This window comes from Amycolatopsis ruanii, from assembly GCF_003385175.1.
In the GTDB taxonomy this organism is placed as follows: domain Bacteria; phylum Actinomycetota; class Actinomycetes; order Mycobacteriales; family Pseudonocardiaceae; genus Amycolatopsis_E; species Amycolatopsis_E thermalba.
The window spans coordinates 41,858-62,280 of record NZ_PQHY01000015.1; the positions used below are offsets into that span (position 1 = coordinate 41,858).

Consider the following 20,423-nt stretch of genomic DNA (forward strand, 5'->3'; position numbering starts at 1 on the left):
GGTTTGTGACCAGTGTTACTCGCTGGTAGTGCGGAAGGGAAGCCCCTTGCCCGAGGTGGTGAACGCCACCTGACCTCCGATGGCGACGCCGGGGAACGCGGAGCACCATGCGAGTGGAGGTGGTCCGATGCCCGAGGTCGACCTGCCCCGCCCGGTCGGGTTCGTGCTCGGCGGGGGCGGCAGCCTGGGGGCGATGCAGGTCGGGATGCTGCGTGCCCTCGGCGAGGCCGGGATCAAGCCCGACCTGGTGGTCGGCACGTCCGTGGGCTCGCTCAACGGCGCGGTGCTCGCGCTGGATCCGGACGACGCCGGCGAGCGGCTGCGCAAGACGTGGACCCACATGACCCGCCACGAGGCCTTCCCGGGCGGCGTCCTCAGCCAGGTCCGCACGCTGCGGCACAGCAAGACCCACCTGTTCCCGAACATCGGGCTGTCCACGATCGTCGACGACCACCTCGGTCCGGGCACCCGGTTCGAAGACCTGGCGCTGCCGCTGGGCGTGGTCGCCACCGAGGTGGACACCGCGGAGGCCCGGCTGTTCACCTCCGGCGACCTGCGGCCACCGCTGCTGGCGAGCGCGGCCATCCCGGGCATCTACCCGCCGGTCGAACACGACGGGCACCTGCTCTACGACGGCGGCCTGGTCGCGAACGTGCCGATGCGGCAGGCCCTCACGCTCGGCGCGCGGTCGCTGGTCGTGCTGGACTGCGCGTTCCCCGGTCAGATCCCGTCGCCGCCGCAGACGTTCGCCGAGGTGCTCATGTACACCGCGATGGTGAGCATGCGGAACCAGGCCGTGCTGGAGGCGCCGATCGCGGCCGCGGAGGTGCCGGTCGTCTACCTGCCCGGCCCGCGCCCGGTCCGCCTGAGCCCGTTGGACTTCAGCCGCACCGAAGACCTGACCGACCTCGCCTACCAGGCCGCGCGGATCTACCTGGACGGCCTCACCATCGACGGGCCGGGCCTCTACGGCGGCCCCGGAGTCAAGATCGGGTGAGCCCGCGGAAAAACGCGGTGATCCGGACCACTCCGGTACAACAAACCGGGTGCGGGCGCGTCTATCCGGCGCGGTAGTTTTGCTTGCTCACCCACCATTTTCCCAAAAAGAGACCACATGACAGTCAAGAAGACTTTACTTTTCTCCCGCAGGGCGCCGATCGCGGCCGGACTGCTCGCCGTGGCACTCTTTCTTCCGGCCTGCACTTCCGGCGATTCCGGCAATTCGAACAACGGCACGGCCGGGCCCGCGGGTTCGAGCCAGGCGGCCGCGGTGACCGTGTCGATCGAGCCCGCGAACGCGACGAGCATCAGCCCGGTCACACCGATCGTGGTGAAGGCGGCCAACGGCACGCTCACCGGCGTGACCGTCCAGAACACCGCCAAGCACACCACGGTGAAGGGCGAGTTCTCGGCCGACAAGACCACCTGGACCTCGTCGGAACCCCTGGGCTACGGCAGCACCTACGCCATCGACGCGCACGGCGCGGACAGCAGCGGCAAGACGGTCGAGCAGCAGGGCCAGGTGACCACGGTGTCGCCGTCGAAGCAGGCCAACCCGAACATGATCCCGGCGCCGGCCTCGGTGGCGCAGACCGGGGTCGGCGTCGGCCAGCCGATCGTCTTCCAGTTCACCTACGCGGTGAAGAACAAGGCGGACGTGGAAAAACAGCTGTCGGTGGTGTCGAATCCGCCGCAGGAGGGCAGCTGGTACTGGATCGACGACAAGAACGTGCACTACCGGCCGAAGGAGTACTGGCAGCCGGGCACCACGCTGACCGTTTCGGCGAAGATCTACGGTGTCGATTTCGGCAACGGCGTCTACGGCGCGGAGGACCGCACCGAAACCTACCACGTGCACGATTCCTGGATCGCGAAGGCCGACGGCAACACCGAGCAGATGCGGATCTTCCACAACGGCCAGGTGGTGAAGACCATGCCGATCTCGATGGGCAAGGACTCCACCCCGACCCACCTCGGCCCGCACGTGATTTCGTTCAAGGCCGAGAGCTACCACATGGACTCCTGCACCTACGGGGTCTGCAAGGGCGATCCGGGGTGGTACAGCTCCGACGAGAGGTGGTCCGAGCGCATCTCCAACGACGGCGAGTTCGTCCACGAGAACCCGAACAGCGTGGGCGCGCAGGGCAGTTCGAACGTCTCGCACGGGTGCATCAACCTCAACGCCGAGAACGCCGAGTGGTTCTTCCACAACCTGGGTCTCGGCGACGTGGTCGAGGTGACCAATTCCGGCGGGCAGCAGCTCCCGGTGTGGGACCTCTACGGCGACTGGGCGTTGTCGTGGGAGCAGTGGCAGCAGGGCAGCGCGCTGAAGTGAGCAGGTGGTGATCGCGGTTCCGGGACGGCACGATGGGGGCATGACCGCCCCGGAACTCGATCACGCGCGACTGCTCGTGGACGGCGCTTCGCGGATCGTCGCGCTCACCGGCGCCGGCGTCTCCACCGATTCGGGCATCCCGGACTTCCGGGGGCCGCAGGGGGTGTGGACGAAGAACCCGGCCGCGGAGAAGCTGTCGCACATCGACGACTACGTCGCCAGCCGCGAGGTGCGCGAGCAGTCCTGGCAGGCGCGGCTCGGCCACCCGGGCTGGTGGGCCCGGCCGAACGCCGCGCACCTGGCCCTGGTGGACCTGGAGCGGCAGGGCAGGCTGTCGGCGATCCTCACGCAGAACATCGACGGGCTGCACCAGAAGGCGGGCAACTCACCGGACCGGGTCGTCGAGCTGCACGGCACGATGGCCGACACGATCTGCCTGTCCTGCGACGACCGCCGCGACATGCACGAGACGCTGGACCGGGTGCGGGCCGGGGAGTCCGATCCGGAGTGCGAGGTCTGCGGGGGGATCCTGAAGTCCGCGACGGTGTCGTTCGGGCAGATGCTCGACCCGGAGGTGGTGGACCGCGCCCGGGAAGCCGCGATCACCTGCGATCTGATGCTGGCGCTGGGCAGCTCGCTGACCGTGCACCCGGCCGCCGGGCTGGTGGACGTCGCCGGGGCCGCCGGGGCGCCGGTGATCGTCGTGAACGCCTCCGAGACGCCCTACGACGACGTGGCGACCGTCGTGCTGCGCGAACCGCTGGGCGAGGTGCTGCCGAAGCTGGTCAGCCGCTGACCGGTTCGCCGTGGCTGGCGATCACCGTGGTCGCCACGAGCGCGGGGATCGGGAAGCCGATCACGATCGGACGGCACACCTGGCGGGTGGGCCCGGCTCCCCCTCGTCCGGGCCCACCGCGTGGGTGCCTTCTCACCGCCGTACGGTCCCCCGCGGACGCCGACGGTACCGGCCGGAGTGACCCTGAGTGTCCGATCTCGAGAGCCCGGAGCACGGTCCCCATCCCCGGGACCCGCTCCATCTCGCCACTGTCCGTAGCTGATACCCGGACCGTGAAGGCTAGACAAGGTTTACCCGGTCGCTCTCCGTAGAGCTAGCACCTTCGGGGAACTCTCACTCGTATGGAGCAGCAGTTGTGGCGCTGAGTAGTTGATCGTTCGAGCCCCGTGCTCGCCGGGTCCGCAGTTCCGCGATCGCGAGCGCCAGCGCGACGACGACGAACCCGACGGCGCACAGCAGCGACAGGGCGAGCGCGGCCGGGAAGTCGTTGTCCGAGGCGGGAAGGACCGCCCGGAACACGGACGCGAGCACCGCGGTGCCGATCGCCGTGCCGATCCGCTGCCCGGTCTGCAACGCTCCCCCGGCGACACCGGCCATGCGCGTCGGCACGCTTTCCAGCGTGAGGGTCGTGTTGGGCGAAATCACCATGCCACCCCCGATCCCGGCGACCAGCAGCGGCAACGCGACCACCAGCCCGAGGTCCTGCCCCGGCGCGAGCCACGCCAGCAGCGCCACGACGCCCAGCCCCAGCGCGACGAGGAACAGGCCGGCGACGGTGAGACGGCGGCCCCACCGCGCGACGAGACGCCCGGCCACGGCCGCGGACACCGCCGCGCCGACCGCGAACGGGGTCACCGCCAGCCCGGACTCCAGCGGCGTGTACCCCAGGCCCTGCTGGAAGAACATCGCGAACACCAGCCAGATCCCGGCGAACCCGCAGAAGTAGACCGCGCCGATCGCGGCACCCGGCGTGTAGCCGGGGGTTTCGGTGAACAACCGGACGTCCATCAGCGGCGGGCGGTCGTGCCGCACGACGCGTCGCTCCCAGCGGACGAACGCGAACCCGAGCACGGCCGCGACCGGGAACAGCCACCACAGCCGCCGCGGACCGTCCTGTTCGGACTCCACCAGCGGCAGGAGCACGCACAACACGGCGAGCCCGAGCAGCAGCACACCGAGGAAGTCGATCTCCGAGCGCAGCCGCGCGGGACGGCCCCGCGCGGGCGGCAGCAACCGCAGCGCCAGGACGAACGCGAGCGCGCCGATCGGCACGTTGACGAAGAACACCCAGCGCCAGCCGTGCTCCTCCCCGAACACGGCGAGGATGAGTCCGCCCAGCACCGGGCCGACCGCCGTAGAGATGCCCACGACCGACCCGAACAGGCCGAACGCCGGGCCGCGGTCGGCACCTTGGAACAGGTCCTGGATGAGACCGGAGTTCTGCGGCGTGAGCATCCCGGCCGCGCACCCCTGCAACAGCCGCGCGACCACCAGCACCTCACCCGTCGGCGCGGCCCCGGCGAACGCGCTCATCGCGACGAACGCCGCCAGCGCGATGAGGAACATCCGGCGCCTGCCCAGCGCATCACCCAGACGGCCACCGGAGACCAGGACCAGGCCGAAGGTGAGCGCGTACCCGGAAACGACCCACTGTGCGGTGCCGGCGTCCCCGCCGATGCCCCGCTGGATCGAGGGCAGGGCGACGTTGACGATGCTGACGTCCAGCAGGCCCATGAAGCCCGCGGTGAGACTGACGGCGAGGGCCTTCCAGCGGCGCGGGTCCGGTTGCCGGGTGAGGGTCACCTGTCCATGGTGACTTGTGGTTGCTGATGGCGCGCGCTTTGGAGCCGCTACGCGGGTGTTTGCGCTGCACGCGGCTGAAAGCGCCGGCTTCGCTTCGCTACGCCCGGATCTGCCCCTCCCGAACCCGGTCTTTCAGTGTTCGGTTGCCGAGAAGCGGCGTCAAGGCTGGAAAGAGTACCTTGACCCCGCTGCTCGGCAACCGATTTCGCTGGGGATCGGGTTGCGGGAGAGGTGTGGCTCGGGCGGTGGGGCCGCTTGCGTTGCCGAGTGGCGGTTTGGGTGGGTTGTTGTTCTGTCAGGTGCCTGCGGTGATGCCGGGGATGCCCTTCAGTTCGCCCATCAGCATGGAGCTGACCTTGACCGGGTAGTCGTAGAGGGCGAACGTCGTCTCGCGTTGTTTGCCCACCAGCTTCAGCCGGACGGGTGTTTCGCCGCGGTGGGCGAGCAGCGTCGACTTCAGCTCGCCGACCACGCTCTTGTCCAGGCGTTCCGCGGTGCACCGCAGCACGAGCGGGGGCTCGTCCTCCCCGTTGCCGATCTCGGACAGGTCCAGTGGTACCAGGCCGCCGCCGAACACCGACATCTTGTCCTCGCGCCAGTTGACCCGGCCCTTGACCAGGACGGCGTTGTCCTCGATCAGGTCCGCCGAGAACATGGCGTAGGCCTTGGGGAAGAACAGGACTTCCAGCGAGGCGTCCATGTCCTCCACCGTGCAGATGGCCCAGGGTTCACCCTTCTTGTTGACCCGCCGCTCCAGCGAGGTGATCAGGCCGGAGATGACCAGCTCACCTTCCTTGGGCGGGTTGTCCAGGATCGCCGCGATCGGACGCGGGGCGTGCTTGCGCAGGATCCGCTCGGCGCCGTCCAGCGGATGCGCCGAGACGTACAGGCCCAGCATCTCCCGCTCGTAAGCCAGCAACTGCTTGCGTGGCCATTCCTCGTCGCCGAACTTCAGGTGCGCCAGCGGCGACGACGACGGTGCGGCTTCGGCCGCGTCGCCGTCTCCGCCGAAGGCCCCGAACAGGTCGAACTGGCCCATCGCCTCCTGGCGCTTGAGCGGCACGACCGCGTCGACCGCGTCCTCGTGGACCTGGATCATCGACAGGCGGGTGTTGCCGAGCGAGTCGAACGCACCGGCCTTGATCAGGGATTCGATGACCCGTTTGTTGCAGGCCACCAGCTCCGACTTGTCGAGGAAGTCGGTGAAGGAGGTGTACTTGCCCTTCTCCTGACGGGTCTTGATGATCGATTCGACGACGTTGGCGCCGACGTTGCGCACCGCGCCCATGCCGAAGCGGATGTCGTTGCCGACCGCGGCGAAGCGCTGGCCCGACTCGTTGACGTCCGGCGGCAGCACCTTGATCCCGAGCCGGCGGCACTCCGACAGGTAGACCGCGGACTTGTCCTTGTTGTCACCCACCGAGGTGAGCAACGCCGCCATGTACTCCGCGGTGAAGTTCGCCTTGAGGTACGCCGTCCAGTACGACACCAGGCCGTACGCGGCCGCGTGGCTCTTGTTGAACGCGTACCCGGCGAACGGGAGGATCGTGTCCCACAGCGCCTGGATGGCCTCGTCGGAGAAGCCGCCGGGAACGAGGTCGCTGGCCTTCATCCCCGCGGCGAAGCCCTCGAACTCCTTGTCGAGGACCTCCTTCTTCTTCTTGCCCATCGCGCGGCGCAGCACATCCGCTCGGCCCATCGAGTAGCCGGCGACCTTCTGCGCGATGTGCATGATCTGCTCCTGGTAGACGATCAGGCCGTAGGTGTCGGCCAGGATCTCCTTCAGGGGCTCTTCCAGCTGGGGGTGGATCGGCTTGACCTGCTGCCGGTTGTTCTTCCGGTCGGCGTAGTCGTTGTGGGCGTTCATGCCCATCGGACCGGGCCGGTACAGCGCGCCGACCGCGACGATGTCGTCGAACACCGTCGGCTGCATGCGGCGCAGCAGGTCCCGCATCGGGCCACCGTCCAGCTGGAACACGCCGAGCGTGTCACCGCGGGAGAGCAGCTTGTAGGTCTCCGGGTCGTCGACGCCCAGGGTGTCCAGGTCGATCTCGATGCCGCGGTTGGCCTTGATGTTGTCGATCGCGTCGCCGATGACGGTGAGGTTGCGCAGGCCCAGGAAGTCCATCTTCAACAGGCCGATGGCCTCACAGGAGGGGTAGTCCCATCCGGTGATGATCGATCCGTCGTCGCGCTGCCACAGCGGGATGGCGTCCATCAGCGGCTCGCTGGACATGATGACCGCGCAGGCGTGCACGCCGGCGTTGCGGATCAGGCCCTCGATCCCGCGTGCGGTGTCGAAGATCGTGGAGACCTCTTCGTCGGTCTCGATCAGCGTGCGGACCTCGGCCGCCTCGCCGTAGCGCTCGTGCTGCGGGTCCACGATGCCCGACAGCGGGATGTCCTTGGCCATGATCGGCGGCGGCAGCGCCTTGGAGATCTTGTCCGCGATCGCGTAGCCCGGCTGACCGAAGTGGACCCGGGCGGCGTCCTTGATCGCCGCCTTGGTCTTGATGGTGCCGAACGTGATGACCTGGGCGACCTTGTCCGCGCCGTACTTCTCGGTGGCGTAGCGGATCATCTCGCCGCGGCGGCGGTCGTCGAAGTCGATGTCGATGTCGGGCATCGACACGCGCTCGGGGTTGAGGAACCGCTCGAACAGCAGCTTCTGCGGGATCGGGTCCAGGTTCGTGATGCCCAGGACGTAGGCGACCAGCGAACCCGCCGCCGAACCACGGCCCGGGCCGACCCGGATGCCGACCTTGCGGGCGTAGTTGATGAGGTCGGCGACGACGAGGAAGTAGGCCGGGAAGCCCTTGCCGATGATGACCTCGAGCTCCATGTCCAGCCGCTCGCGGTACCCCTCCGGTGCGCCGTCGGGGAACCGCCACGCCAGGCCGCGGTCGACCTCGGCGCGCAGCCAGGACGCCTCGTCGTGGCCCTCGGGCACCTCGAAGACCGGCATGCGGTCCTTGTGGGTGTAGACGTCTTCGTAGGACTGGACGCGTTCGGCGATGAGCAGGGTGGAGTCGGCGGCGCCGGGCACCTCGGTGTCCCAGTACTCGCGCATCTCCGCGGCCGACTTCAGGTAGTAACCGTCGCCGTCGAACTTGAACCGGTTCGGGTCGTTGAGCGTCTTGCCCGACTGCACGCACAGCAACGCCGAATGCGAGGCGGCCTGGTCCTTGGTGACGTAGTGCGAGTCGTTGGTGGCCAGCGGCTTGAGGTCGAGCAGCTTGCCGATCTCCAGCAGCCCCTCCCGCACCGACCGCTCGATCGGCAGGCCGTGGTCCATCAGCTCCAGGAAGAAGTTGTCCGCCCCGAAGATGTCCTTGTAGTCCGAGGCCGCCTGGATCGCCTCGGCCTTCTGACCCAGCCGCAACCGCGTCTGCACCTCACCCGACGGGCAGCCGGTGGTGGCGATGATGCCGGAGGCGTTCTCCGCGATCAGCTCCCGGTCCATCCGCGGCTTGCGGTAGTACCCCTGCATCGAAGCCAGCGACGACAGCTTGAACAGGTTCCGCAGACCCGTCGCGTTCTCCGCCAGCATCGTCATGTGGGTGTAGGCACCACCACCGGAGACGTCGCCGCCCTCACCGAACTCGTCCGAGCCCCGCTGCGACGCCTGCCCCCAGAACACCGGCTTCTTGTGGAACCGCGACTCCGGCGCGATGTAGGCCTCGATCCCGATGATCGGTTTCAGCCCGGCCTTGCGCGACTGCTGGTAGAACTCGTCCGCCCCGTACATGTTGCCGTGGTCGGTCATCCCGACCGCGGGCATGCCGAGACGACTCGCCTCGGCGAACAGCGGGGCGATCTTCGCCGCACCGTCGAGCATCGAGTACTCGGTGTGCACGTGCAGGTGGACGAAGGAATCGTTCGACACCAGCAAGAACCTCCCCTGTGTTGCGCGCTGACTCCCGGCCTGGAGGATCAGCGTAGCTCGCGGCACCGACAAAAAATCGCCGACGTGCCGAGCGAAGTTTATTTGACCTCTAGTTCCAGTTTGAGCTACGGTCGCGGCGTGGCGAGAGCGAAGGCCTTCGACGTGGACGTGGCCGTGGACCGGGCGATGGAGGTCTTCTGGGCGAACGGGTTCGGCGACACCACACCCCAGCAGCTGGTCGACGCGCTGGGCATCGGCCGCGGCAGCCTGTACAACGCGTTCACCAGCAAGCACGCCCTCTACGAGCGGGCGCTGCGGCGCTACTACGAGCGGGAGACCGTCCGGCTGATCGAGATCCTGGACGGGCCGGGGCCGGCCCGCGAGCGGCTGCGCGCGGCGGTCGGACTCGTCGTCGAGGCGGCCCGCGAAGACCGGCGGGGCTGCATGATGGCCAACGCCGCGGTCGAGTTCGGCGAGGCCGACGAGGTGGTCAACCACCTGGTGCGGCGCACCTTCGAACGGCAGGAGGCGGCCTTCCGCAGCACCATCGAGGAGGGGCAGCGAGCGGGCGACATCGATCCCGACGCCGACGCCGGCGCGCTCGCGGCGTTCCTGCTCACCACCATCAACGGCATCCGCGTGCTGGCCAAGGCCGACCCCGACCCGCGACGGCTGGCGGGCCTCGCCGAGACGGCGTTGCGCGCGCTCTGAACCCACCTGCTGGCGGCGCGCCGTGCGCTGCGCTCATTTTGTAACTCTAGTTCAAGAAAGAGAGAACACGTGGACCTGCAGCTGGAGGGCAAGACGGCGGTCGTGACCGGCGCGAGCAAGGGGATCGGGCTGGCGATCGTCCGGGCGCTGGCCGCCGAGGGCGTGACCGTGTTCGCGGCGGCACGCACGGTGAGCGAGGGCATCCCGGTCCGGGCCGACCTGACCACCCCCGAGGGGGTGACGCTGCTCGCCGAACGCGCCGGGGACGTGGACATCCTGGTCAACAACCTCGGCGGGGTGACCACGACCAGCATGCGGGCCGGCGGTTTCCTCGACATCGACGACGAGGCGTGGCAGCGGACGTTCGAGCTGAACCTGTTCGCCACCGTGCGGGTGACCCGGGCGCTGCTGCCCGGGTTGCTGCGGCGGCGTGGAGTCGTGATCAACATCTCGTCGATCGGCGCGCGTGCGGCGTTCCCGCCGGTGGACTACGGCACGGCCAAGGCGGCGCTGACGAACCTGACGAAGGCGCTGGCGGAGGAGTTCGGCTCGCGCGGCCTGCGTGCGCTCACGGTCAGCCCGGGCCCGACGCGGACCGCCAACTGGGCCGACCCGGACGGGTACGCGGGTGAGCTGGCGGCCGCCGCGGGCGTCCCGCTGGCCGAGTACCTGGCCGGCGTACCGGCCGCGATGGGCATCACGACCGGCAGGCTGACCGAGCCCGAGGAGACGGCCGCGCTGGTGACGTTCCTCGCCTCGCCGCGGTCGGGCAACCTGACCGGCGCCGACTACCTGGCCGACGGCGGGGTGATCAAGACCGTGTAGTGACGAGCATCCGCTTGACAGGGTGGAAGCGGCGCGGCGAGCCTCGGGGCGTGGTGATCCCTCTGGTTCAGGTAGTCCGCGACGGGCTCGTGGAAAGTGTCCACTTCGGATCGCGGGTCGTCCTCGGCCCCGGTGGCGAGGTGCTGGAGGCCGGGGGTGACGTCGACCAGCCGGGTTACCCCCGGTCGACGGCGAAGCTCATGCAGGCCACCGGCATGGTGCGGCTCGGTCTCGACCTGCCGCCCGACCTGCTCGCCCTGGCCGCCGCCAGCCACTCCGCCGAGGAGTTCCACCTGGCCGGCGCGACCCGGATCCTGGACGGGGCCGGGCTCACCGAGAACGACCTGCGGTGCCCGGCGCACCTCCCGCACGACCCCGTCCTGCACGACCGGTGGATCACCGAGGGCCGGGCGCCCCGGCGGCTCGCGCACTGCTGCTCGGGCAAGCACTCGGCCATGCTCGCCACCGCGAGGCTGAACGGCTGGTCCACCGGCGACTACCTCGACCCGGCGCACCCGCTGCAGGTGCAGCTCGCCGAGACGGTGGCCGAGCTGGCCGGGGAACCGGTCGCGCACACCGCCGTGGACGGGTGCGGCGCGCCGCTGTTCGCGATCTCCCTGCGCGGCCTGGCGCTGGCCGTCCAGCGGGTCGCCACCGCGCCGCACGGGACGGCCGAGCACCGCGTGGCCGAGGCGATCCGCAAGCACCCGGAGATGCTGGCCGGCCCGAACCGGGACGTCACCCAGCTCATGACGGCCGTGCCCGGGCTGATCGCCAAGGACGGCGCCGAGGCCGTGCAGATCGCGATCCTGCCGGACTGCACCACGGTCGCGGTCAAGATCGCCGACGGCTCCGAGCGCGGCCGCATGCCGGCGACCCTGGCGGCCCTGCGCCGCGTCGCGCCCGAGTACGACTGGGACGACGTGGTAAAGCGTTGTCCCCGCCTGGACGCGCCCAATATGGTCGGGCTGTGACAACACTGCGCGAAGAAGACGTCGACCGCCTCCGCCGCGACACCCCGGGCACGGACGCGGTCGTGCACCTCAACAACGCCGGTTCGTCGCTGCCGCCGCGGCAGGTCACCGACACCGTGCTCGACTACCTGCGGGAGGAGTCGGTGCGCGGCGGCTACGAGACCGCCGCCGCGCACGCCGACCGCATCCGGGGCGTCTACGACGGCATCGCCCGCTTCCTCGGTGCCGACGCCGCCGACATCTCGGTGACCGACAGCGCGACCCGCTCGTGGCAGGCCGTCTTCTACGCGTTCCGCTTCGCACCGGGCGACCGCATCCTGACCGGCCGTGCGGAGTACGCCAGCAACGCCATCGCCTACCTGCAGATCGCCCGCCGCACCGGCGCGGTGGTCGAGGTCGTCGAGGACGACGAGAGCGGCCAGCTGGACATCGCCGACCTGGAGCGCCGGCTGGACGACACCGTCAAGCTCATCGCGATCACGCACGTCCCGACGCAGGGCGGCCTGGTCAACCCGGCCGAGGAGGTCGGCGCGATCGCCGAGCGGGCCGGGATCCCGTTCCTGCTCGACGCGTGCCAGTCGGCCGGGCAGCTGGACCTCGACGTGCGCCGCCTGCGCTGCGACGCCCTGTCCGCCACCGGCCGCAAGTACGTCCGCGGCCCGCGCGGCACCGGTTTCCTCTACACGCACCCGCGGCTGCGGGAGCGGCTCGAGCCCGCGATGCTCGACCTGTACTCGGCCACCTGGACCGCGCCGGAGGAGTTCGAGATCGCGCCGGACGGCCGCCGCTTCGAGACCTGGGAACGCAACTACGGCCTCGTGCTCGGCCTCGGTGCCGCCGTCGACTACGCGCGGCGGGTCGGGCTCCCGGCCATCGAGGAACGGGTGACCGCGCTGGCCGCCCGGCTGCGGGCGGACCTGTCCCAGATCGCCGGGGTCACGGTGCACGACCAGGGCAAGCGCAAGTGCGGGATCGTCACCTTCAGCGTCGCCGGGACCGAGGCCGCGGAGGTCCAGCAGCGGCTGGCCGCGGCGAAGATCAACACCTCGATCACGCGCCCCACCTCCTACCAGTACGACCAGGAGGTGCGGAACCTGCCCGCCATGGTGCGGGCTTCGGTGCACTACTACAACACCGAGGACGAACTGCGCGCGCTGACCGAAACCGTGGAGCGGCTCGCGTAGCCGGTCACTCGCTGCGCAGGACGGCGGCGATGGGCGTCCGTGCGGCGCCCCGCGCCGGGATGACGGCCCCGGCCACCGCGATGACGATGCCGGCCAGCACCAGCCCGGCCGCCGTCGGCACGCGGTAGACGTCCACGACGAAGCCGAACACGTCGGACTGGGCCGCGCGCATCATCGCGGGGGCGACCACCCGGTGCGCGAGGATCCCGAGCGGCACGCCGACGAGGCCGCCGACGAGGCCCAGAGCGCCCATCGAGGTCACCATCATCACCGTGACCTGGCGGGGTGTCATGCCGATCGACTTCAGCATGCCGAGGTCGCGGCGGCGTTCCCGGGCGTCGAGGACGACGGTGTTGAACACGCCGAGCGCGGCGACGGCCCCCAGCACCAGCGTCAGCAGCGTGGCGGAGCCGACGAGCACCTGGGCCTGGCTCGACGTCCCGTCGCGCGGGGGCAGCACCACCAGGCCCGGGTCGCCGTCCGCGACGGCGGCCCGGTACGCCTCCTGGTCCGTGCCGGGCGCGAGTTCGACCCGGTAGGTGTCGGCTCGTGCATCCGGGTCGAGCAGCGCCAGGGCCGTCCAGTCGGCGAAGATCGTGTCGGCGTTGTTGACCAGCACCACGCCGACGATCCGCATCGCGGCGCGCTGCCCGGCGAGTTCCACGGTGACGGTGTCACCGGTCGCGAGCCCGCGCTGGTGCAGGAACCTCGACGGGACCGCCACCTGCCCGGGTCCCGCCGGCCAGTGCCCGCTCGCGAGCCGCGGGGCGAGGGCGGCGGAGTCACCGCGGAAGAACTCGGCCCGCGCGGTCTGCTGCCCGCCGACCACGTTGACGTTCTTGGCGGCCACCGCCGCCACCCGCCGCGCACCGGGGGCCGAGCGCAGCAGGGCCTCGTCCTCGGCGTCGCTCAGCGCCGGCGTGACCGCGCCGCCGGGCGCCGGCCCGCCTGCCAGCACCTCGATCCGGTCCGGATAGGACGGACGCATCGCCGCGTTGTAGGCGTTCACCGACAACGTCACGCCGATCGCGAGCGTCACGGTGGTGACCCCGATGACGACCGCGGCCAGCGTCAGCCCGCTGCGCGCCGGGCGGGCCAACGGCACCCCGAGGCCGAGGCTCACCGACCGCGGCAGCCGCAGGCCGGACAGCCACCGCTGGACCACCAGCGCGCGGCCGGGCCGGGGTGCGCTGCCCGCGCTGATCGCCAAGGCCGCGGGCAACCGGCGGGCCCGCAGCGCGGACAGGAGCGCGGCCAGGACGACCACGGCGGGCAGGCCCAGCAACGCCACCACGGTCACCCACGGGTCGATGCCCGCCGCGCCCGCGCCGAAGACCTGGAACGCGTCGGCCAGCAGCGGCCGCGCGACCAGGTTGCCGAGCACCGTGCCCAGCACGCACCCGGCCGCGGACGGGACGGTGACCATCACCAGGTAGACCGCCATCACCTGGTTCGGGGTGAAGCCGAGCGCCTTGAGCATCCCGATGTCGCGGAACCCGGCCACGACCGCGCCGCCGACCACGTTGGCGACGATCAGCACCGCCACCACCAGCCCGAGGACCCCGAAGACGACCAGGAACGGCACGTACACCCCGACCTCGGCGACGAGCTGCTGCCGCACCGTGAGGGAGGACTGCGCACCCAGGAGTGCCCCGGGCGGCAGCCCGGCCGTCACGGCGGCCTGCCCCGCGGCGACGTCCTCCGCGGTCGCGTCCGGGGCGAACCGGTAGAGCATCTGGGTGGCGGTCGGCCGCAGCGCCGCGGCCTGCTCGGGGGTGACCCACGCGTCGGCGGACGCGCTCACCGTGTGGGCGAACCCGACGACGGTCAGGACGGGCTGCCCGGGGACCTCGATCCGCGAACCGAGGGGCACCAGGGTCGTGCCGGGGGCCAGGTTGAGGACGATCTCGCCCGGTGTGGTGGCCCACCGGCCGTCCCAGACGTCCACCCGGTCGACCGGGCCGCCGGGCTCGGCGCGGCCCACCGTGGTCAGGGCCGGGCCGACGAACTGCGTGCTCTGCGAGGTGTCGAGGGTGAGCTGGGCGAACGGCCCGGCCACCGCGTCGGCCCGGGCGCCGGCCCGCGTCAGCTCCTCGTCGGTCACCTGGGCGCGGTCGAACACGGCGACCAGGTCGGCGCCGCTCTGCCGTGCGTGCGCCCGGTCGAAGGGAGCCGACGAGGACACCAGCAACCCGAGCGCGAGCACGATCGTCGCCGTGGAGATCGTGACCACCAGGCCGATCACGGTGGTCTGCAACCGGCGCCGCCCGAGCTCGGCCCGCGCGACCCGCCACACCGCGCTCACGGGGTCCGCTCCACACCGGTCTCGCGCGCGACCCGGCCGTCGACGACCTCGACCACGCGGCTCGCGCAGCGGGTGGCGAGCCGCTCGTCGTGGGTCACCAGCAGCAGCGTCTGCCCGATCTGGTTGAGGTCGAGCAGCAGGTCCATCACCTGCTCGCCGGCGCGGCTGTCCAGCGCGCCGGTCGGCTCGTCGGCCAGCAGCAGCGCGGGCCGGTTCATCAGGGCCCGCGCGACCGCGACGCGCTGCCGCTCACCGCCGCTGAGGCGGGCCGGGTAGACGTTGCGCCGTCCGGCGATGCCCAGTTCGCCGAGCAGTTCGAGCGCACGCTTGCGTGCCTGGCCCGCCGGGGTGCCGGTGAGCTGCGCGGCCAGCGCCACGTTGTCCAGCGCGGGCAGGTCGTCGAGCAGGTTGAAGAACTGGAAGATCATGCCGATCCGGCGGCGGCGGAACAGCGCCAGCCCGGTCTCGTTCAGCTTCCCCAGGTCCTCGCCGTGCACGACCACCGTGCCGGAGGTCGGGCGGTCCAGCCCGGCCACCAGGTTCAGCAGCGTGGACTTGCCGCTGCCGGAGGGTCCCATCACCGCGACCGCCTCCCCGGCGTGGATCTCCAGGGAGATCCCGTCCAGGGCAACCGAGTCGCTGTATTCCTTGCGCACGGCGGTCAGCCGCACGACCGCGCCGTCATCTCTGGTCACAGCGGCCATCCTGCGGGCCGCGGCCCGGTGCGGGCATCGGCCCGGGGAGGTAACCCGCCGCGCGGGTCATCCCGGGGATGTAGTCCGGAGGTGGATGCGGATCGCGCGCTGTCCTGGAAGAGTTGCCCCGTGGTGGAACTGGTTGTCGCGGCGGTGGCGTGCCTGGTGGCCGCGGTGCTCGCGGTCCGGCTCGCCCGCTGGCGGCGGGCGTTCGCCAGAGCACTGGAGGAACGCGGCTGGCTGCTGGAGCGCGAACGGGAAAGCGCGGCACGCAGCGCGGTGGACGCCGAACGGGCCCGGATCGCGCGGGAGCTGCACGACATCGTCAGCCACAACGTGAGCGTCATGGTGGTGCAGACCGGGGCCGCGCGCCGGGTGCTCGCGACCGAACCCGGGCAGGCCGCGACGGCGCTGGAAGCGGTCGAGGCGGCGGGCCGGGACACGATGACCGAGCTGCGGACCCTGCTCGGCGTGCTCGCACCACCCGCCGACGGGGACGAGCACGCCGACCTGTCCCCGCAGCCGAGCCTGAGCAGGCTCAGCCCGCTCATCGACCGCATCGCGTTCGCCGGGCTGCCGGTGGAGGTCCGCGTGTCCGGGGAACCGCGGCCGCTGCCCTCGGGCGTGGACCTGACGGCGTACCGGATCATCCAGGAGGCGCTCACCAACGCACTCAAGCACGGCGACGGGCGGCAGGCCGAGGTGACCGTGCGCTACGCCGACCGCTACCTGCGGGTCGAGGTGCTCAACAGCGGCCCCAGCGTGCTGACCGGGGACGCGCCGGCGTGGCCGGGCGAGACCGAGGAGGGACGCGGTCTGCTCGGGCTGCGGCAGCGCGTGGCGGTCTTCGGCGGCGACCTGGACGCCCGGCGGCGCCTCGGCGGCGGGTTCCGGGTGCGGGCGAAGATCCCGCTGGAACGGCCGTGACCGAACCGCGCGTGGTGATCGCCGACGACCAGGCGCTGGTGCGCACCGGCTTCCGGATGATCCTCGCCTCCGGCGGCATCGACGTGGTCGGCGAGGCGGCGGACGGCGCGGAAGCCGTCGCCACCGTCCGCGACCTGGACCCCGACGTCGTGCTCATGGACATCCGCATGCCGGCGATGGACGGCCTGGAGGCGACCCGCCGCATCCTGGCCCGCTCCCCCGGCTGCCGGGTGCTCATGCTGACCACGTTCGACCTCGACCGCTACGTCTACGACGCGCTCGCCGCCGGGGCCAGCGGCTTCCTGCTCAAGGACGTCACCCCCGAGCACCTGGTGGCCGCGGTGCGCCTGGTCGGCTCCGGCGACGCGCTGCTGGCGCCGTCGATCACCCGGCGGCTGGTGGAGCGCTTCGCCGCGGGGCAACCGCGCCCGGCGCTGCACCGCGACCTGGCCGTCCTGACCCCGCGCGAACTCCAGGTCCTCACCCTCGTCGCGCGGGGCCGGTCGAACGCCGAGATCGCCGCGGAGCTGACGCTCAGCGAGGCGACGGTCAAGACGCACGTGGCCCGCATCTTCGCCAAGCTGGCGTTGCGGGACCGCGCCCAGGCCGTCGTCCTCGCCTACGAGACCGGGCTCGTGTCACCCGGCGAGTGAACCGGGGTGGTCAGCACGCGGTCGGGCCCGGCCTCGCGCACCGGGCCGGTCAGCTCGAACGTGGCGTGGCAGGGCAGGTCACCCGCCGAGCGGCCGGCGAAGACCTCGATCGTGCCCGGTTCGACGATCCGGCGCAGGTCCAGGCCGGTGAACGCGAGCCGGTCGGCGTGCAGCCGGAACACCACGGTCCGGCTCTCCCCGGCCGCCAGGGTGATCCGCGCGAACCCGGCCAGCTGCCGCACCGGGCGGGTCACCTGCGCCAGCACGTCGCGCACGTACAGCTGCACCACCTCGTCCCCGGCGCGGTCACCGGTGTTGCGCACCCGCACCGAGACCTCGACCTCGCCGTCGGTGGGCACCTCGCGGGTGCTCACCGCCAGATCGGAGTACTCGAACGTGGTGTAGGACAGGCCGTGCCCGAACGGGAACAGCGGGCTCGGGTCGAGGTTGCTGATGCCCTCGCTGTTGCCGCCCAGCGGCGGCTGCAGGTAGGTGCTCGGCTGCGCGCCGGCCACCCGCGGCACCTGCACCGGGAGCCGTCCGCCGAAGTTCGTCCGTCCGGACAGGACAGCCGCCAGCGCGGGGCCGCCCTCCTCGCCGGGCATGAACGCCTGCACCAGGGCCGCCGCCCCCGTGTGGTTTCCCAGCGCGTACGGCCGCCCGGACACCACGACCACCACCACCGGCGTGCCGGTCGCGAGCAGTTCGGTCAGCAGCTCGTCCTGCACGCCGGGCAGCCGCAGGTCCGGCGCGTCGCAGCCCTCGCCGGAGGTGCCCTCGCCGAACAGGCCCGCCCGGTCGCCGACGACCGCGATGCACACGTCGGCGTCCCGCGCGGCTTCCACTGCTTCGGCGAAACCGGACCGGTCCTCGTCGCGGATCGGGCAGCCGGCCGCCGAGGTGATCACTGCGTCCGGCAGTTCCGCGCGCAGCGACTCCAGCAGCGACGGCGCCGCCACCCCGATGCCGTGCCCGGGATACCGCGGCAGCACGTGGTTCGGGTAGGAGTAGCAGCCCATGAACGCGAGCGGATCGTCCGCGCACGGGCCGACCACGGCGATCCGCTTCGCGCGCAACGGCAACTCGCCGTCGTTGGACAGCAGCACCACCGACTTCTCCGCCAGCTCCCGCGCGATCGCCCGGTTGCGCGGCGAGTCCAGGTCCACCGGACGCGCCCGCGGCGCCCAGTCCGCGTCGAGCAGGCCCAGCTCGGCCTTCTGCCGCAGCAGCCGCCCGGCCGCACGGTCCACAAGGGACTCCGGCACCTCGCCGGAGCGCACCAGCTCGACGAGTTCCTTGCCGTAGCAGAGGGTGTCGGGCAGCTCCACGTCGATGCCCGCGGCCAGCGCGAGCGCCCCGGCCTGGCCGGTGCTGTCGGCGACCCGGTGCATGCTGCCCAGGAACGCGATGGCCCAGTAGTCGGACACCACCACACCCTCGAAACCCCACTCGTCCCGCAGGATCCCGGTCAGCAGCGGCACGTTCGCCGCGGCGGGCACCCCGTCGAGGTCGACGTAGGCGTTCATCACCGACCGCGCCCCGCCCTCGCGGATCGCCATCTCGAACGGCGGCAGGATCACGTCCCGCAGCTCCCGCGGGCCGATCGACACCGGCGCGTGGTTGCGGGCCGCGCGTGACGCCGAGTACCCGGCGAAGTGCTTGAGCGTGGCGATGATGCCGTTGCGCTCCAAGCCCCGCACGTATGCCGCGCCCAGCGTGCCGACCAGGTACGGGTCCTCGCCCAGGGTTTCCTCGACCCGGCCCCACCGGTAGTCCCGCACGACGTCCAGCACCGGGGAGAGCCCCTGGTGCACCCCGCAGTTGCGCATGTCGTCGGCGATCGCCGACGCCATCCGCTCGACCAGCTCCGGGTCGAACGTCGCCGCCCACGCCAGCGCCGCCGGGTAGACCGTGGCGCCGTAGGTGGTGAAGCCGGTCAGGCATTCCTCGTGCACGATCGCCGGGATGCCCAGCCGGGTCTCCTCGACGATCTCCCGCTGCAGCGCCTCGACCCGCGCCGCGCCTTCGGCCGCGCTGACCGGCGCCGTGCCGAACACCCGCGTCAGGTGCCCGATGCCGTTCTCCCGCGCCTGTTCGAACGGCACCCCGCCGCGCGCGAACACGTCCTGCATCGGCGCGACGTTGCCGTTCAGCTGCTCGTTGCCCGGCCACGCGCTGCCCAGCTGCGCCACCTTCTCCTCGAGGGTCATCTCCGCCAGCAGCGCCTCGGCTCGGGCGGCGGCGGGCAGCGCGCTGTTCCGCCAGATCGGTTCCGTCATGGTGCTCCTCGCAGGTTCGTCGTCGAATCGCGCACCACCAGGTTGGTGGCCAGCTCCACGTGGTGTGAGTCGAGGGTTTCGCCCGCGGCCAGGCGCATCAGGGTGCGCAACGCGACGCGGCCCATGTCCTGCAGCGGCTGCCGCACGGTGGTCAGCGCGGGCGTGGCCAGCTCGGCGAGCATGGTGTCGTCGAACCCGACCACGGACAGGTCCTCGGGCACGCGCAGGCCCCGCCGCCGCGCGGCCTCCATCACGCCCAGCGCGGTCGCGTCGCTGCCGGCGAACACGGCGGTCGGCGGTTCCGGCAGGTCGAGCAGCCGGCCGCCCATCTCCAGGCCGTCCGGGTAGCCGAAGGCGCCGTGCAGGATCAGCCGCGGATCGACGGTGACACCGGCGTTCTCCAGCGCCGCGCGGTAGCCGTGCTGGCGGGCCTGGCTGCACGAGGCCTGCACCGGCCCGCCCGCGTAGGCGATGCGGCGGTGGCCCAGCCCCAGCAGGTGCTCGGTGGCCGACACCCCGCCGTTCCAGTTGGTCGCGCCGACGCTGGTCACCTCGACGCGCGGCAGGTTCAGCGGGTCGATCACCACGAGCGGCAACCCGGCCCGGTCGAAACCCTCGACCTGGGCGCGGGTCAGCTCGGAGGTGACCACGATCAGCCCCTCGCGCCCGGCCAGGCGCAGGCGCCGCGCCCAGTCGTCGTCCCCCTCCTCGGGCAGCCGCCCGACCACGACGTCCACCCCGGTCTCGGCGCCCGCCTCGGTGACCCCGCGCAGCACCTCGAGCGAGTACGGGCTGACCAGGTCGTCGAACACCAGGTCCACCACGCGCGCCGGGCCGACCGTGCGCCGCCCGGACTGCGGCACGTAGCCCAGTTCCCTGAGCACGTCCTGAACCCGCTGCCGGGTCGCCGCGGCCACGTCGCCGCGGCCGTTGAGCACCTTGGACACCGTCGGCAGCGAAACCCCGGCGGCTTCCGCGACCATCGCGAGCGTCGCGCGCTGGGAACCGGCAGGCACCGCACCCTCCAACCAGGTTGTTGCCGAAAAGTTT

The 20,423-nt window shown here is 71.5% G+C and carries 15 protein-coding genes; 9 read left to right on the top strand and 6 right to left on the bottom strand.

The annotated features are described in order from the left end of the window. Positions 1-127: 127 nt before the first annotated feature. The 3 genes from D0D28_RS10975 to D0D28_RS10985 all read left to right on the top strand — a co-directional run bounded on the left by D0D28_RS10975 (position 128) and on the right by D0D28_RS10985 (position 3,131). Positions 128-997 carry a patatin-like phospholipase family protein gene (locus D0D28_RS10975; protein WP_094004304.1) on the top strand — a complete coding sequence of 290 codons (870 nt, stop codon included), beginning with the start codon at positions 128-130 and terminating at the stop codon, positions 995-997. Positions 998-1,114: 117 nt separating this feature from the next. Further along, the gene (locus tag D0D28_RS10980; RefSeq protein ID WP_162831031.1) at positions 1,115-2,335 is read left to right on the top strand and encodes a L,D-transpeptidase; all 1,221 of its coding nucleotides are present in this window, start codon (positions 1,115-1,117) and stop codon (positions 2,333-2,335) included. Between the two features lie 40 nt (positions 2,336-2,375). Next, entirely contained in the window at positions 2,376-3,131 is a 756-nt protein-coding gene (locus D0D28_RS10985) for an SIR2 family NAD-dependent protein deacylase (protein ID WP_116110504.1), read from the top strand. Between the two features lie 333 nt (positions 3,132-3,464). Here D0D28_RS10985 and D0D28_RS10990 read toward each other — a convergent pair whose 3' ends face one another. Next, positions 3,465-4,865 (bottom strand): MFS transporter, encoded by a 1,401-nt coding sequence (locus D0D28_RS10990; protein WP_240323169.1) that lies wholly within the window; start codon positions 4,863-4,865, stop codon positions 3,465-3,467. A gap of 364 nt (positions 4,866-5,229) precedes the next feature. Next, positions 5,230-8,820: a DNA polymerase III subunit alpha gene (dnaE, locus tag D0D28_RS10995; protein WP_094004301.1), complete on the bottom strand. Its 3,591-nt coding sequence runs from the start codon at positions 8,818-8,820 to the stop codon at positions 5,230-5,232. A 138-nt stretch (positions 8,821-8,958) separates the two neighbouring features. Here dnaE and D0D28_RS11000 point away from each other — a divergent pair, with 138 nt between their 5' ends. The 4 genes from D0D28_RS11000 (at position 8,959) to D0D28_RS11015 (ending at position 12,514) form a co-directional block, all read left to right on the top strand. Then, positions 8,959-9,531, top strand: coding sequence for a TetR/AcrR family transcriptional regulator (locus D0D28_RS11000; RefSeq protein ID WP_116110506.1), 573 nt, complete (start codon positions 8,959-8,961; stop codon positions 9,529-9,531). Between the two features lie 69 nt (positions 9,532-9,600). Then, complete coding sequence (locus tag D0D28_RS11005; protein ID WP_094004299.1) at positions 9,601-10,356, top strand: SDR family oxidoreductase; 756 nt, start codon at positions 9,601-9,603, stop codon at positions 10,354-10,356. Positions 10,357-10,412: 56 nt separating this feature from the next. Next, on the top strand, positions 10,413-11,330 hold the full coding sequence (locus D0D28_RS11010) for an asparaginase (protein ID WP_116110539.1): 918 nt from the start codon (positions 10,413-10,415) through the stop codon (positions 11,328-11,330). A 5-nt stretch (positions 11,331-11,335) separates the two neighbouring features. Then, positions 11,336-12,514 (top strand): aminotransferase class V-fold PLP-dependent enzyme, encoded by a 1,179-nt coding sequence (locus D0D28_RS11015; RefSeq protein WP_162831035.1) that lies wholly within the window; start codon positions 11,336-11,338, stop codon positions 12,512-12,514. A gap of 4 nt (positions 12,515-12,518) precedes the next feature. Here the strand turns inward: D0D28_RS11015 and D0D28_RS11020 are convergent, their stop codons facing one another. Then, a complete protein-coding gene (locus D0D28_RS11020) occupies positions 12,519-14,819 on the bottom strand; it encodes an ABC transporter permease (RefSeq protein ID WP_116110507.1) in 2,301 nt (766 codons plus the stop codon). After that, positions 14,816-15,523: an ABC transporter ATP-binding protein gene (locus D0D28_RS11025; RefSeq protein ID WP_116110508.1), complete on the bottom strand. Its 708-nt coding sequence runs from the start codon at positions 15,521-15,523 to the stop codon at positions 14,816-14,818. Before D0D28_RS11025 ends, D0D28_RS11020 begins: the two co-directional genes overlap by 4 nt. A gap of 120 nt (positions 15,524-15,643) precedes the next feature. Between D0D28_RS11025 and D0D28_RS11030 the strand changes: the two genes are divergently transcribed. Together D0D28_RS11030 and D0D28_RS11035 are read left to right on the top strand one after the other, a co-directional pair. Further along, positions 15,644-16,441 (top strand): sensor histidine kinase, encoded by a 798-nt coding sequence (locus D0D28_RS11030; protein WP_116110509.1) that lies wholly within the window; start codon positions 15,644-15,646, stop codon positions 16,439-16,441. Beyond that, on the top strand, positions 16,438-17,094 hold the full coding sequence (locus tag D0D28_RS11035; RefSeq protein WP_116110510.1) for a response regulator: 657 nt from the start codon (positions 16,438-16,440) through the stop codon (positions 17,092-17,094). The genes D0D28_RS11030 and D0D28_RS11035 overlap by 4 nt, the downstream gene beginning before the upstream one ends. Here the strand turns inward: D0D28_RS11035 and D0D28_RS11040 are convergent. After that, positions 17,061-19,373, bottom strand: coding sequence for a glycoside hydrolase family 3 N-terminal domain-containing protein (locus D0D28_RS11040; RefSeq protein WP_116110511.1), 2,313 nt, complete (start codon positions 19,371-19,373; stop codon positions 17,061-17,063). The genes D0D28_RS11035 and D0D28_RS11040 overlap by 34 nt on opposite strands. Beyond that, positions 19,370-20,356, bottom strand: a complete 987-nt coding sequence (locus tag D0D28_RS11045; RefSeq protein WP_429728426.1) for a LacI family DNA-binding transcriptional regulator — start codon at positions 20,354-20,356, stop codon at positions 19,370-19,372. Before D0D28_RS11045 ends, D0D28_RS11040 begins: the two co-directional genes overlap by 4 nt. Positions 20,357-20,423 lie beyond the last annotated feature (67 nt).